The organism is Caulobacter sp. UC70_42, assembly GCF_044056025.1.
Classification (GTDB): domain Bacteria; phylum Pseudomonadota; class Alphaproteobacteria; order Caulobacterales; family Caulobacteraceae; genus Caulobacter.
Genome location: NZ_CP171994.1, coordinates 4,508,455 through 4,521,098 on the forward strand (window position 1 = coordinate 4,508,455; position 12,644 = coordinate 4,521,098).

Consider the following 12,644-nt stretch of genomic DNA (forward strand, 5'->3'; position numbering starts at 1 on the left):
ACGTCCGTTTGATCCTAGGAGAACATTGATAACCTAGACGCTCCGCCCCAGCCTGGACAGCGCGCGCTGGAAAGCCGATGACCTAGCGTCATTTCCAGAAACCGGAGCGCCGCCTTGGCCGAATCCCCGCTCTTTCCCGATCGCGAATTCGCCGCCTTCCTGTTCGATATGGATGGTACGGTCCTGACCTCGATCGTCGCCGCCGAGCGGGTCTGGGGCGCCTGGGCGCGCAAGCATGGACTGGATGTTCGAGGCGGTGCTGAAGCAAATCCACGGTCGGCGGGCGATCGAGACAGTGCGTAGCTTCAACATCCCCGATGTCGACGAGGCGGCCGAGGTCCTGGCGCTGATGGAGGGCGAGATCGCCGACGTTGAGGGCATCGACGCCATCGAGGGCGCGGTCGCCTTCCTCAGCGCCCTGCCCGCCGATCGCTGGGCCGTCGTCACCTCGGCCCCACGCGAACTGGCCACGGTGCGGTTGATGGCGGCGGGCCTGCCCCTCCCCGCCGTGCTGGTCACCGCCGAGGACGTCGAGCGCGGCAAGCCGGCGCCGGACTGCTTCCTGCTGGCGGCCCAGCGCCTGGGCCATCCGATCGAAGCCTGCCTGGTGTTCGAGGATGCTCCTGCGGGCATCGCCGCGGCCGAGGCGGCCGGAGCCAGCATCGTGGTGATCACCGCCACCCACAGCCATCCGCTGGAGACGCCGCATCCGGGCGTCTCCAGCTATGGTCCATTGAGGGTCACACCCGAAGGCGCGCTCAGCTTCTAGCCTACCGACTCCAGCCGGCTCAGCGCCGCTTGGAGCTTGGCCTTGGCGGCCTCGGCCTCGGCCAAGCGTTCGCGGTTTTCCTCGACGACCTCTTCCTTGGCGCGGGCGAGGAAGTCGGGATTGCCGAGCTTCTTGTTGACCTTCTCGATCTCGCCGGCGTGACCGGAGATTTCCTTGGTCAGACGCGCCTTCTCGGCCGTCAGGTCGATGAAGTCGGCGATGGCCAGGGCGCCGGTGGCCTCGCCCATCACGATCGGCACGGAACCGGCCGGAGCCGCCTCGACTTCCCGGACGCTGTCGAGGCGCGCCAGGGTCAGCAGAAGGTCGCGGTGACGGGCCAGCCGGGCCTTGGTCTCGGCGCCCGCGCCGACGACGCTGAGCGCCGGCTTGGCCGAGGGCGGCACGTTCATCTCGGCGCGGATCGAGCGGATCTCGCCGACGGTCTCGACCAGCCAGCCGATCTCGGCCTCGGCCTCGGCGTCGATCCAGCTCTCCGGCAGTTCGGGCCACCGGGCCGAGATCAGCATGGAGTCGCGGGCGGGGCCGAACTTGGCGGTCTTCTCCCACAGCTCCTCGGTGATGAACGGCATCACCGGGTGCAGCAGCTTCAAAATCACGTCCAGCGTCCAGGCGGCCATGGCACGGGTCTCGGCCTTGGCCGCGGCGTCATCGCCGTTCAGGATCGGCTTGGCCAGTTCCAGGTACCAGTCGCAGAACACGTTCCAGACGAAGCGGTACAGGGCGCCGGCGGCCTCGTCGAAGGCCGGGGCTTCCAGGGCGCGGGTGACCTCGGCGACGGTCTTGACCGTCTCGCCGCGGATCCACTTGTTGATCGGCTGCTGCACGGTCGAAGGATCGAAGCCCTCGATACGGACGCATTCGTTCATCTGGGCGAAGCGCGAGGCGTTCCACAGCTTGGTGCCGAAGTTGCGATAGCCCTCGATGCGTTGCTTGGAGAGCTTGATGTCGCGCGCCTGGCCCGACATCGCGGTCATGGTGAAGCGCACCGCGTCGCAGCCCAGCTCGTCGATCAGGATCAGCGGATCCATCACGTTACCCTTGGACTTGCTCATCTTGGCGCCCTTCTCGTCACGGACGAGGGCGTTGATGAACACCTGCTTGAACGGAACTTCGCCCATGAAGTGGATGCCCATCATCATCATCCGGGCGACCCAGAAGAAGATGATGTCGAAGCCGGTGACCAGAGTGCTGGTCGGATAGAACTTGGCCAGGTCGGCGGTCTTTTCCGGCCAGCCCAGGGTCGAGAACGGCCACAGGGCCGAGCTGAACCAGGTGTCCAGGACGTCCTCGTCCTGGCTCAGGACGACGTTCTCGCCGAACTGGGCCTTGGCGGCGGCGTAGGCGGCTTCCTCGGTTTCCTCGACGAAGATCGAGCCTTCCGGCCCGAAACCAGGCCGGGATGCGGTGGCCCCACCAGAGCTGGCGCGAGACGCACCACGGCTCGATGTTCCGCAGCCATTCGAAGTAGGTCTTTTTCCCAGTGCCTGGGTTCGAAGACCGTCTGGCCCTCTTCCACCGCCTTCAGGGCCGGCTGGGCCAGGGTCTTGGCGTCGACATACCACTGGTCGGTCAGGAACGGCTCGATGACCACGCCCGAACGGTCGCCGTGCGGGACCATGTGCCGGGTCTTCTCGATCTCCTTCAGCCAGCCCTCTTCCTCGGCGCGAGCGACGATGGCCTTGCGCGCGACGAAGCGGTCCATGCCGACGAATTCGGCCGGAACCGAGTCGTTCAGCTTGGCTTCGGCGGTCAGGATGTTGATCGCTTCCAGGCCGGCGCGCTTGCCGACCTGGAAGTCGTTGAAGTCGTGGGCCGGGGTGATCTTCACCGCGCCCGAGCCCTTGGTCGGGTCGGCGTAGTCGTCGGCGACGATCGGGATGCGGCGGCCGACGATCGGCAGGGTCACGAACTTGCCGACAAGGCCCTTGTAGCGTTCGTCATCCGGATGGACCGCGACGCCGGTGTCGCCCAGCATGGTCTCCGGACGGGTCGTGGCCACGACGATGTAGTCGCGGGTCTCGAACTCGGTCGGCTTGCCGTCGTCATCGAAGGCGATCGGGTGCTGATAGGTCACACCGTCGGCCAGCGGATAGGCGAAGTGCCAATAGGCGCCGTCGACCTCCTTCTGCTCGACCTCCAGGTCGGAGATGGCGGTCTGGAACTGCGGGTCCCAGTTGACGAGGCGCTTGTCGCGATAGAGCAGGTTCTGCTTGTAGAGCTGGACGAACACCTTGCGGACGGCGGCCGACAGGCCCTCGTCCAGGGTGAAACGCTCGCGCGACCAGTCGCAGCTGGCGCCCAGGCGACGCAGTTGGTTGGTGATGGTCCCGCCGCTCTCGGCCTTCCATTCCCAGACCTTGGCGACGAAGGCCTCGCGGCCCATGTCGCGGCGACCGATATTGCCGGCGGCGGCCAGTTGGCGCTCGACCACCATCTGGGTGGCGATGCCCGCGTGATCGGTGCCCGGCAGCCACAGGGCGGCCTTGCCGCGCATGCGGTGGAAGCGGGTCAGCACGTCCTGCAGCGTGTTGTTCAGCGCGTGGCCGATGTGCAGCGAGCCCGTCACGTTCGGCGGCGGGATCACGATGACGAACGGCTCGGCGTTCGGATCCTCGCTCGGCTTGAAGGCCCCGGAGGCCTCCCAGGCGGCGTACAGGCGGGGTTCGACGGACTTGGGATCGAAGGTCTTTTCAAGCATGGCGGAGCGGATATGCCATCTGCGGCCCGCGCGGGAAACCGGCGGGCCTGGATTTGTGGGGTAATTCACAACGAAAAAGGCGGCCGCCGCGGCGACCGCCTCGATATTTCGAAAATCGAGTGCGTTTAGCCGCGACCGCGGGCGATGCGCTGTACTTCTTCCTCGACCTTGGTCTCGACGATGCGCGGCAGGTTCTGGTCCAGCCACTCTTTAAGCAGCGGGCGCAGCAGTTCGCGTACGACGTCTTCTAGCGTGCGCCCGTCCTTGGGCATCAGTAGCGCCGAGCTCAGGCTGCCAAAGGCGCTGGCGGCGGCCGAGGCGGCATGGTCACCGACCAGATTGTCGGCCACTTCGTCGCGATTGAACACCGGCGCCGAGGGCGGCGGGGTATAGGCGGGCTCGGGCGCGGGCTCCGGCGGCGAATAAACGTCGATGTCGCCAACCGTTTCCAGCGGCGGCAGCTCGGGCTCCGGTTCCGAAACGATCGGATCGGTCAGCTCGAGGATGTCGTCATCGACGGGCTCGGGTTCGGGCTCCGGCGGCGGAGGCGGCGCGGCCTCGGCCGCAGGCTCCGCCGGCGCGTCATCCTCCGAGATGATGCGTCGGATGGAGGCGAGGATCTCCTCCATCGTCGGTTCTTGAGAGCTCTGATCGGACATGTGCGGGGGCCGTCGTAAAGGGTACGAATCCTTGCGCGCCCTAGGACGCGCTTGGCCGCGATGGTGCAGACTTACGCGTGTTAAGCAAGCGTAAGTCCACGCCTGAGCGGAATCGACGCGGCGGGAAGCCTACTTCGAGCCCGCCCGCGACTTGGTGGAAGGCGCGCCGACCTTGTCGATCGCCTGAACCACCGGCTCCCACGGCACCCAGCCCACGCCGTGCGTCACGCGGTTGTAGGAGGCCTTGGGATCGTAGGGCGTCGCGCCGGTCGACAGCTTGTTGACGTCCAGTTGGCCCATGGCCTGCAGGACGACGGCGCTGGCCACGTATTCGTCGCGGCGCGCGCTGACCAGGGCCAGCTCGGCGTTCGACAGCTCCAGCTGGGCGTTCAACACGTCCAGCGTGGTGCGCAGGCCGACCTGCTGCTCCTGGCGCACGCCTTCGAAGGCGATGCGGGTGGCGCGCACCTGTTCCTCGTTCGAACCCAGCTGGGCGCGCGAGGCCAGGAGGTTGCTCCAGGCGTTCGAGACCTGCTGGATCGCGGTGCGCTTGGCGCTTTCGGTGGCGCTGCGGGCGGCGTTCTCGCGTTCAGTGGCGGCGCGAACCTGCGAGGTCGTCAGGCCGCCGGTGAAGATCGGCACCGAGGCGGTGACCGAACCCGAGACGGTGCGCGAATAGTCGTCGAACTGGCTGCCGACGCCAGCGCTGCGACCGGCGTCGAAGCCGAGGCCGGCGCGGGCCGAGATCGTCGGGCGATAGCCGGCCTTGGCCACCGCGACACGGGCGGCGGCGGCCTCTTCGTTGTACTGGGCCGAGGTCACGCCCGGATTGGTCGTCTGGGCGGCCTCGAAGGCCTGATCGACCGAGGCGGGCAGCAGGCCGGCCAGGGTCGGCTCCGGCGCCAGGTCGCCCGCCGTCTGACCGACGATGGCGGCGTAACCGGCGCGGCTGACCTCGAGTTGGGCCTGGGCGCCCGACAGGCCTGCCTTGGCGGCCGCCAGGCGCGCCTGCGACTGGGCCACATCGGTGCGGGTGATCTCGCCCACTTCGAAGCGGGCGTTGGATTCGTCGAGCTGGCGCTGCAGCACCGCGACGTTTTCCTTGGCGATGCGCAGGCGTTCCTGGTCGCGGCGGACATCGACATAGGCCTGAACGACGTTGACCAGTACGCTCTGTTCGACCGAGCGCAGGCTTTCGCGGGCCGACAGCACGTCGGCCTCGGCGGCGCTCAGCGTCGCGCTGGCGCGGCCGCCGGTGTACAGCGGCTGGGTCACCGAGACCGTGGCGCTGCTGCCCGAGGACTTGACGTTCGGGCCGGAACCGGCCGGGTTGAGGTCCGCGCCAGTCACGTCGAGCACGGCGCCGACCGTCGGGCGGAAGCCCGTCTTGGCCTGCACGACCCCCTCGTCGGTGATGCGAGCGCTGGCGCGCTGCTGCTGCAGCGTCGGATTGGTCTGATAGGCCAGGGCGATCGCATCGGCCAGGGTGTCAGCGTGAGCGGTGGAAAACGCGCCGGCCAGCAGACTGGCGCAGCAAGCGGCGGCCAGCAGCCCGGCCCGTCGACGGTTCGACATCAAATTCTATCCCCAATCCCCGCGAAGCGCGCTCGCCACAATATGACCGCGTGTAAGTCCAGCCGCCAGAAGCCGCTAGTTAAGCTTTTTTCACGCAGACGTTGCGGCAGGCTACCGCCCAAGGGTGTCTAGAAGCTGAAACCGGCCTCGACCTCGAAACCGGCCAGCATCGGCGGCGAGGCGTCGAAGGCCTGGCGACGGCCCACGCCGTCCTCGGCGCGCAGATAGATGGCGGCGCGACCGACCGGACCCGTGCGCTCGACAACGCCCAGACGGCCGCCGATGGCCAGGGCGTCCCGCCAGGCCTTGGGCGCCGCGGCGACGGCGCCTTCGCAGATGATCACGTCGTAGGAGCCGGCCGGCACGGCCTTCAGGTCGTCGCCCTCCAGGCGGGTGACGGCCAGGCCCATGGTCTCAAGCACGATCGCGGCGTAGGGCGCGGCGATGGCCAGGGCCTTCTCGCCCTCGCGAGGCTTGAGGGCCTGCAGCAGCTTGCCGACCTCTCGCGGGCGCAGCAACCAGCGGCCGGGCGCGTATTCGATGTCGGCGTCGGCATAGGCCAGATAGGCCTTCGAAGCCGGCACGACGCTCTCGCGCGCCACCACCCGCAGGGCGTCCTGCAGCGGCAGGTCGGTGACGTCGGCGGTGCGAATCTGGCTCTCGACCATGTTCAGCCGCGCGGCGGCGAAGTCGGTGCTCATGGAATCCCTCGAAGGACTGGACTTTCGAGCAGGCTTATAGGTCCGCGCCCGGCCGAAACGCAATGCGATCGGAGGCCGCGCGCGTTCGCCCATCGCCCGGTAAGCGCCTTAAAAGCGTCATCGCCTTGTGGAGATATGCTTCCAAAGATCAAAAGGCGGTCATCGGCGCCTATGACGGCGACTGTCACGTAACCTCGATTGATCAGCTTCGCCGCATGGTAAATAAGCGGCTCTCGGCGGTTCGCCCGCCGTATGGGGAGGAAGCCTGAACCTTAGGCTTCATAGGAAACCACCATGTTGAGTGCGCCCGTTGTGATCGTGGCGACGATCTGCGCTCTGATCGTGATCTATTTCCTGCCGCGGCTGACCTCGATCGGCCGCAAGCTCTATGGACGCTATCGTCGGCGCCAGCGCGCCTTGCGGCAGGAGCGCGAGCGTCAGGAGCAATTGCAACGCCGCGCCCAGCAGCATTGAGGCCGCAAGAGGGCGAGCTTTGGAACCAATAGCGGCGATCGGAACTGATCTGTGGCGGACCCGCGCCGCGTTCCAGTTCCCTCCCCGTCAAGGTCCGCGCCATGAAGATCGCCCAGGTCACCCCCCTCTACGAAGCTGTTCCGCCGCGTCTTTACGGCGGCACGGAACGCGTTGTCGCCCACCTCACCGACGCCCTGGTCGACCTGGGGTCACGAGGTCACCCTGTTCGCCAGCGCCGAGGCCCAGACCAAGGCTCGGTTGATCGCCGTTCGTGACCAGGCCATCCGCCTGGACCCCGCGCCGCTCAAGTCGGATCTCGCCTCCCACCTGACCCAACTGGCCGAAGTCCGCGCCTTGGCCGACCAGTTCGACATCGTCCACTTCCATACCGACATGGTGCAGTTCCCGTTCTTCGCCGACCGGGCCGAGAACACCCTGACCACGCTGCACGGGCGCCTGGACCTGAAGGACCTGCCGGCCGTCTACAAGCGCTGGCCCCAGTTCCCGCTGGTCTCGATCAGCGACGACCAGCGCCGCCCCCTGCCCTTCGCCAACTGGGCCGGCACGGTGCACCACGGCATGAACGCCGACATCTACGCCTTCTCCGAGAAGAGCCAGGGCTACCTGGCCTTCCTGGGCCGCATCTCGCCCGAGAAGCGCCCCGACCGCGCCATCAACCTGGCCAAGCGCCTGGGCAAACGCCTGAAGATCGCCGCCAAGGTCGACTCCGCCGACCGCGCCTATTTCGACGACGTCATCGCGCCGATGATGCGCGGCGAGCCCTTGATCGAGTTCGTCGGCGAAATCGGCGACAGCGACAAATCGGCCTTCCTGGGCGGCGCCGACGCCCTGCTCTTCCCGATCGACTGGCCCGAGCCCTTCGGCCTGGTGATGATCGAGGCCATGGCCTGCGGCACGCCCGTCGTGGCCTATCGCTGCGGCTCGGTGCCCGAGGTCATCGAGGACGGCCTGACCGGCTTCATCGTCGAGAATGACGACCAGGCCGCCGACGCCATTCTCAAGGTCGAAAACCTGGATCGAAAGCGTGTCCGCGCGCGTTTCGAGGAACGGTTCTCGTCCGAGGCGATGGCCCGCCGCTATGTCGCCCTCTACGAGCGGCTATGTGATGGCGCGGCCATCTACCCGTCCTTGGTCGATATGGCGGCTAGCGCATGAATTGAAGGAGGGGCCATGGAGAGTCTTGCACCGGCCATGGAGGCGCCGGTCGACTACGGCGTGACGGCGGAGGTCCGCGCGCCGCAGAATCTCTATGCGCTCAAGGACAAGGACACCTTTCTCGTCGCCGATGAGTTCGGGGACATCGCCGGCCAGGGCGACGGGCTGTTCCACAACGACACCCGCATCCTGTCGCTGTACCGGCTGACCCTGGGCGGCCGCATGCCATCGCTGCTATCGGCGGCGGTCGCTCACGACAACGTCTTCTTCACCTGCAACAGCACCAACCAGGCCCTGCCCTATCCCGGCGAGCGCATGGGTCCGCCCGGCGTGCTGCACATCGAGCGCAAGCGCTTCCTGTGGGGCGAGCGCCTGTTCGAGCGCATCCGCTGCGTCAACTACAGCCGCGACACCGTGCTGCTGCCGATGACCATCGAGTTCGACGCCGATTTCCGCGACATGTTCGAGGTGCGCGGCAGCCATCGCGCCAAGCGCGGGACCAAGGGCCCGCCGCGGGTCGATGGCCGGCGGGTGGCCTACAGCTATCTCGGCCTCGACGACGTCGAGCGCACCTCGTTCATCGCGTTCTCGGACGCACCGTTCCGCCTTTCGGCCCACAAGGCCGAGTTCATGTTCTCGCTGCACGCCGAGGGCCAGACCGACCTCTATATCGAGATCGGCGTGGTCGATGGCCATATTCCCAGCCGCGAGCGGTTCCGCGACGCCGCCGCGCGGGCCCGCTGGGACATGCGCGCCCGCCGCCGTCATGGCGCGCGCCTGAACAGTTCGGGCCGCCTGTTCAACGAGTGGCTGGGCAAATCGCGAGCGGATCTGGCCCTGCTGACCACCAAGATGGAGACCGGCCCCTATCCGTATGCCGGCATCCCCTGGTTCTCGACCGCCTTCGGGCGCGACGCGATCATCACGGCCTGGCAGATTCTGTGGTTCGAGCCGTCGCTCGCCAAGGGCGTGCTGCGCTATCTCGCCGCCCACCAGGCCAATGAGCGCTCGACGTTCCGCGACAGCGCGCCCGGCAAGATCATGCACGAAACCCGCAAGGGCGAGATGCCCGCGTTGGGCGAGGTGCCGTTTGGCCGATACTACGGCGGGGTCGACACCACGCCGCTGTTCGTGGCCCTGGCCGGCGCCTATCAGGAGCGGACCGGCGACGACAGTCTCATCGAGGAACTGTGGCCCGCGCTCGAGAAGGCCATGCGCTGGATCGAGAACGACGGCGACAGCGACGGCGACGGCCTGATCGACTACGCGCGCGGCCAGGACAGCGGCCTGTCCAACCAGGGCTGGAAGGACAGCGAGGATTCCGTCTTCCACACCGACGGCCGCTATCCCACGGGGCCCATCGCCCTCGTCGAGGTGCAGGGCTACGCCTTCGCCGCCTATCGCGGCATGGCCCGGCTGGCCGAACGCCGGGGCGAGATCGGCCAGGCCGCCATCTGGCGGCAAAAGGCCGAGACGCTGCGCGAGAAGGTCGAGACGCTGTTCTGGATGGAGGAGCGCGGCTTCTACGGCATCGCCGTCGACGGCCAGGGCCAGCTGTGCCGGACGCTGTCGTCCAATCCGGGCCACCTGCTGTTCTGTGGCCTGCCCTCGCCTGAACGGGCCCGCAAGGTCAGCGACCAGTTGCTGTCGGCCAGCTTCAACTCCGGCTGGGGCGTGCGGACCCTGGCCACCGGCGAGGCCCGCTTCAATCCGATCAGCTACCACAATGGATCGGTCTGGCCGCACGACACGGCGCTGTGCGTCATGGGCCTGTCGCGCTATGGCGAGCGCGACGGCGTGGTGAACCTGACGGCCGACCTGTTCGAGACCGCCAGCCGCATGGGGATGCGCCTGCCCGAACTGTTCTGCGGCTTCCCGCGCTCGCCCGGCGAGCCGCCCGTAGCCTATCCGGTCGCCTGCCTGCCCCAGGCCTGGGCGGCGGGTTCGGTGTTCATGATGCTGCAGGCGTGCCTGGGGATCACCATCGACGCCAATCGCGGCCAGATCGTCCTGGTGGATCCGCGCCTGCCGATCGGCATAGACCGTCTGGCCGTGGAACGACTGCGCGTCGGCGCCCTCACCGTCGACCTGATCTTCGAACGCCAGGGCGAACGCGTCGCCGTGCGCACCGAAGGCGACGTGCCGCTGATCATCCGGTCAAAACCCTCGTGGGATTGAGACTTGGTTTGAGCTTTATGGAAGTCTTCGTCGACGGCGTCGACTTGCCAGGACCGAACATCGCCGATCGCAAGTCTGGAAAGAGTGGCTCCGCGGGTAGGATTCGAACCTACGACCAGCCGGTTAACAGCCGGCTGCTCTACCACTGAGCTACCGCGGAACAGGTCGCTCTTCAGAAGAGGCCGGGTGATAGCCTTCGCTTCGAGTTCGATGCAAGCGATGACTTCGACGCGTCTTGGGCTCGAGGCGCGCGACCGCAGCGTTGCGAAACGCCAAGCTGATTTTGTCGGAAGCTTCCGAGCGAACAGAAGAAAGAGTGGCTCCGCGGGTAGGATTCGAACCTACGACCAGCCGGTTAACAGCCGGCTGCTCTACCACTGAGCTACCGCGGAACAGGTCGCTCTCAGAAGAGGCCGCGTGATAGCCGCCTCCCCTCGCCGATGCAAGCGCCGAATTTCAAAAAGCAGCCCGGCTTGCGGCCGGGCTGTTGAAAGTCAGTGATGGTGGGCGCCTTCAAAGAAGACACCCCGAAACTCGGACTTTATGGTGAACGAGATCTTAATTCTTAACACCCCGGCCATTTGGTCGCAGGAGTTCGCACCCTCGCGACCGAGAGCCCGCCTAGGGACGCTTGGGGATCTCCAGGCCGCGCCGCACGGCCGGACGGGCCAGCCCGGCCTCCAGCCAGCGCGGCGCGTGCTTGAGCGACGCCCAGTCGACCAACTCGCCCGCCCCGTAGAAGCCCACGAGGTTGCGCACCCAGCCCAGGGTGGCGATGTCGGCGATGGTGTACTCGTCGCCCATGATCCAGGCGCGGGTCGCCAGGCGATCCTCCAGCACGCCCAGCAGGCGCTTGCTCTCGGCGACGTAGCGATCGCGCGGGCGCTTGTCCTCGTAGTCCTTGCCGGCGAAACGGTGGAAGAAGCCCAACTGGCCGAACATCGGGCCGATCGCGGCCATCTGGAACATCACCCACTGCAGGGTTTCATAGCGGGCCGCCGGATCGGCGGGCAGGAACTTGCCGGTCTTCTCGGCCAGGTAAACCAGGATCGCGCCGCTCTCGAACAGGCCAAGCGGCTTGCCGCCCGGACCGTCGGGATCGATGATCGCCGGAATCTTCCCGTTCGGATTCAGCGACAGATACTCGGGGACCCAGGTCTCGTTGGCGCCGATGTCGATCAGATGCGGCTCATAGGCCAGACCCGTCTCCTCCAGCATGATCGAGACCTTCACCCCGTTGGGCGTCGGCAACGAATAGAGCTGGATACGGTCGGGATGCTGCGCCGGCCAGCGCTGGGTGATTGGAAAGGCGGACAGATCCGACATCGGAAACCTCGTTCACGGCGCTCGTAACGGCGCCGGTTGCATTTGGGGCGTCCGCCCCGGTTTTCCAGAGCCCCCCAAAACGAGGAAGCGACGCATCGGGCCATTTGATCCGAGCGCGAACATCGCTATCCGAGGTGCGAGAGGCGCTCGGGGGGGCGAAAACGACATCATGACCACCGCGGACGATCATTGGCCGGCCACTCTGGCGCGTGTGACGGGAGCGCTCGATTTCGAAGCAGGGTCGAAGAACGGCGTCCATGCCAGGCCTCGCGGCGACATCAGCCAGTTGCCGGCCCTGGTGAACCTGGCCGTCCACGCGGCGATCGCGCTCGACAAGCGCGTCGCGGCCTCCGACACCGAGGCGCCGGTCGACCGCAAGGCCATCCTGGCCCGCAAGGACCTCAGCCGCGCGATGCTGGACGGCCTGGCGGCGACATTCATCACCGGCTACGCCACCGCCTATCGCGTGGAGCTGGCCCGCATCCTGTGGGCGGGCATCGCCGACGCGCCGCGCCGGCGACTGGAAGAAATGGCCCGCCCCCGGCCCTAGAGCATTTTCCGATAAGCGCGAAGCGGCCATCGGATCGAAAAGGGCTCTAGGACCTACCAGGCGCCCGTGTTGGGCATCGAGGCCCACGGTTCGGCGGCGGGCAGATTGCCGTCCTGCAGCAGCTCGATCGAAATGCCGTCCGGCGAACGCACGAACGCCATATGGCCGTCGCGCGGCGGGCGGTTGATCGTCACGCCCATGTCCATCAGACGCTGGCAGGTCTCGTAGATGTCGTCGACGCGATAGGCCAGGTGACCGAAGTTGCGGCCGCCCAGATACTCCTCGTCGTCCCAGTTGTACGTCAGCTCGACCAGCGGAGCCTTGCGCTCCTTGGCCAACTCGACGTCCTCGGGCGCGGCCAGGAAGACCAGGGTGAAGCGCCCCTTCTCGTTCTCCATGCGGTAGGCTTCCTGGAGCCCCAGGCCTTCGCAATAGAACCGCAGCGAGGCGTCCAGATCGCGGACGCGGACCATGGTGTGCAGATAGCGCAAGGCGAAGCTCCTTCAGAGAAACCGAT

General features: G+C 67.0%; 9 protein-coding genes, 2 tRNA genes and 2 pseudogenes. 5 read left to right on the top strand and 8 right to left on the bottom strand.

Going from position 1 to position 12,644, the window contains the following annotated elements; genetic code table 11:
- Window positions 1-235: 235 nt before the first annotated feature.
- Entirely contained in the window at window positions 236-769 is a 534-nt protein-coding gene (locus tag ACHMW8_RS22580; protein WP_395443787.1) for an HAD-IA family hydrolase, read from the top strand.
- On the opposite strand, the pseudogene ACHMW8_RS22585 reads toward ACHMW8_RS22580, so the two are convergent.
- The 4 genes and pseudogenes from ACHMW8_RS22585 to ACHMW8_RS22600 all read right to left on the bottom strand — a co-directional run bounded on the left by ACHMW8_RS22585 (window position 766) and on the right by ACHMW8_RS22600 (window position 6,423).
- Window positions 766-3,488 (bottom strand): annotated as a pseudogene (locus tag ACHMW8_RS22585) (valine--tRNA ligase). The gene ACHMW8_RS22580 and the pseudogene ACHMW8_RS22585 overlap by 4 nt on opposite strands.
- Before the next feature lie 125 nt (window positions 3,489-3,613).
- The gene (locus ACHMW8_RS22590) at window positions 3,614-4,147 is read right to left on the bottom strand and encodes a DUF2497 domain-containing protein (RefSeq protein ID WP_395443788.1); all 534 of its coding nucleotides are present in this window, start codon (window positions 4,145-4,147) and stop codon (window positions 3,614-3,616) included.
- Window positions 4,148-4,276: 129 nt separating this feature from the next.
- Entirely contained in the window at window positions 4,277-5,722 is a 1,446-nt protein-coding gene (locus tag ACHMW8_RS22595) for a TolC family outer membrane protein (RefSeq protein ID WP_125158055.1), read from the bottom strand.
- Window positions 5,723-5,850: 128 nt separating this feature from the next.
- On the bottom strand, window positions 5,851-6,423 hold the full coding sequence (locus tag ACHMW8_RS22600; RefSeq protein WP_395443789.1) for a protein-L-isoaspartate O-methyltransferase: 573 nt from the start codon (window positions 6,421-6,423) through the stop codon (window positions 5,851-5,853).
- 294 nt (window positions 6,424-6,717) lie between these two features.
- Here ACHMW8_RS22600 and ACHMW8_RS22605 point away from each other — a divergent pair, with 294 nt between their 5' ends.
- The 3 genes and pseudogenes from ACHMW8_RS22605 to ACHMW8_RS22615 all read left to right on the top strand — a co-directional run bounded on the left by ACHMW8_RS22605 (window position 6,718) and on the right by ACHMW8_RS22615 (window position 10,251).
- Complete coding sequence (locus ACHMW8_RS22605; protein WP_125158053.1) at window positions 6,718-6,897, top strand: hypothetical protein; 180 nt, start codon at window positions 6,718-6,720, stop codon at window positions 6,895-6,897.
- A gap of 101 nt (window positions 6,898-6,998) precedes the next feature.
- A pseudogene (locus ACHMW8_RS22610) lies at window positions 6,999-8,073 on the top strand (glycosyltransferase family 4 protein).
- Window positions 8,074-8,088: 15 nt separating this feature from the next.
- Window positions 8,089-10,251, top strand: coding sequence for an amylo-alpha-1,6-glucosidase (locus ACHMW8_RS22615; protein ID WP_125158051.1), 2,163 nt, complete (start codon window positions 8,089-8,091; stop codon window positions 10,249-10,251).
- An 85-nt stretch (window positions 10,252-10,336) separates the two neighbouring features.
- Here ACHMW8_RS22615 and ACHMW8_RS22620 read toward each other — a convergent pair.
- The 3 genes from ACHMW8_RS22620 to ACHMW8_RS22630 all read right to left on the bottom strand — a co-directional run bounded on the left by ACHMW8_RS22620 (window position 10,337) and on the right by ACHMW8_RS22630 (window position 11,577).
- Window positions 10,337-10,411: transfer RNA gene (locus tag ACHMW8_RS22620), tRNA-Asn, on the bottom strand.
- Window positions 10,412-10,568: 157 nt separating this feature from the next.
- Window positions 10,569-10,643 (bottom strand) — tRNA-Asn (locus tag ACHMW8_RS22625).
- A 229-nt stretch (window positions 10,644-10,872) separates the two neighbouring features.
- Window positions 10,873-11,577, bottom strand: a complete 705-nt coding sequence (locus tag ACHMW8_RS22630; protein ID WP_395443790.1) for a glutathione S-transferase N-terminal domain-containing protein — start codon at window positions 11,575-11,577, stop codon at window positions 10,873-10,875.
- Window positions 11,578-11,746: 169 nt separating this feature from the next.
- Between ACHMW8_RS22630 and ACHMW8_RS22635 the strand changes: the two genes are divergently transcribed.
- Window positions 11,747-12,127, top strand: a complete 381-nt coding sequence (locus ACHMW8_RS22635) for a hypothetical protein (protein ID WP_395443791.1) — start codon at window positions 11,747-11,749, stop codon at window positions 12,125-12,127.
- A 53-nt stretch (window positions 12,128-12,180) separates the two neighbouring features.
- Here the strand turns inward: ACHMW8_RS22635 and ACHMW8_RS22640 are convergent, their stop codons facing one another.
- On the bottom strand, window positions 12,181-12,618 hold the full coding sequence (locus tag ACHMW8_RS22640; RefSeq protein ID WP_125158048.1) for a VOC family protein: 438 nt from the start codon (window positions 12,616-12,618) through the stop codon (window positions 12,181-12,183).
- Between the last annotated feature and the right edge of the window lie 26 nt (window positions 12,619-12,644).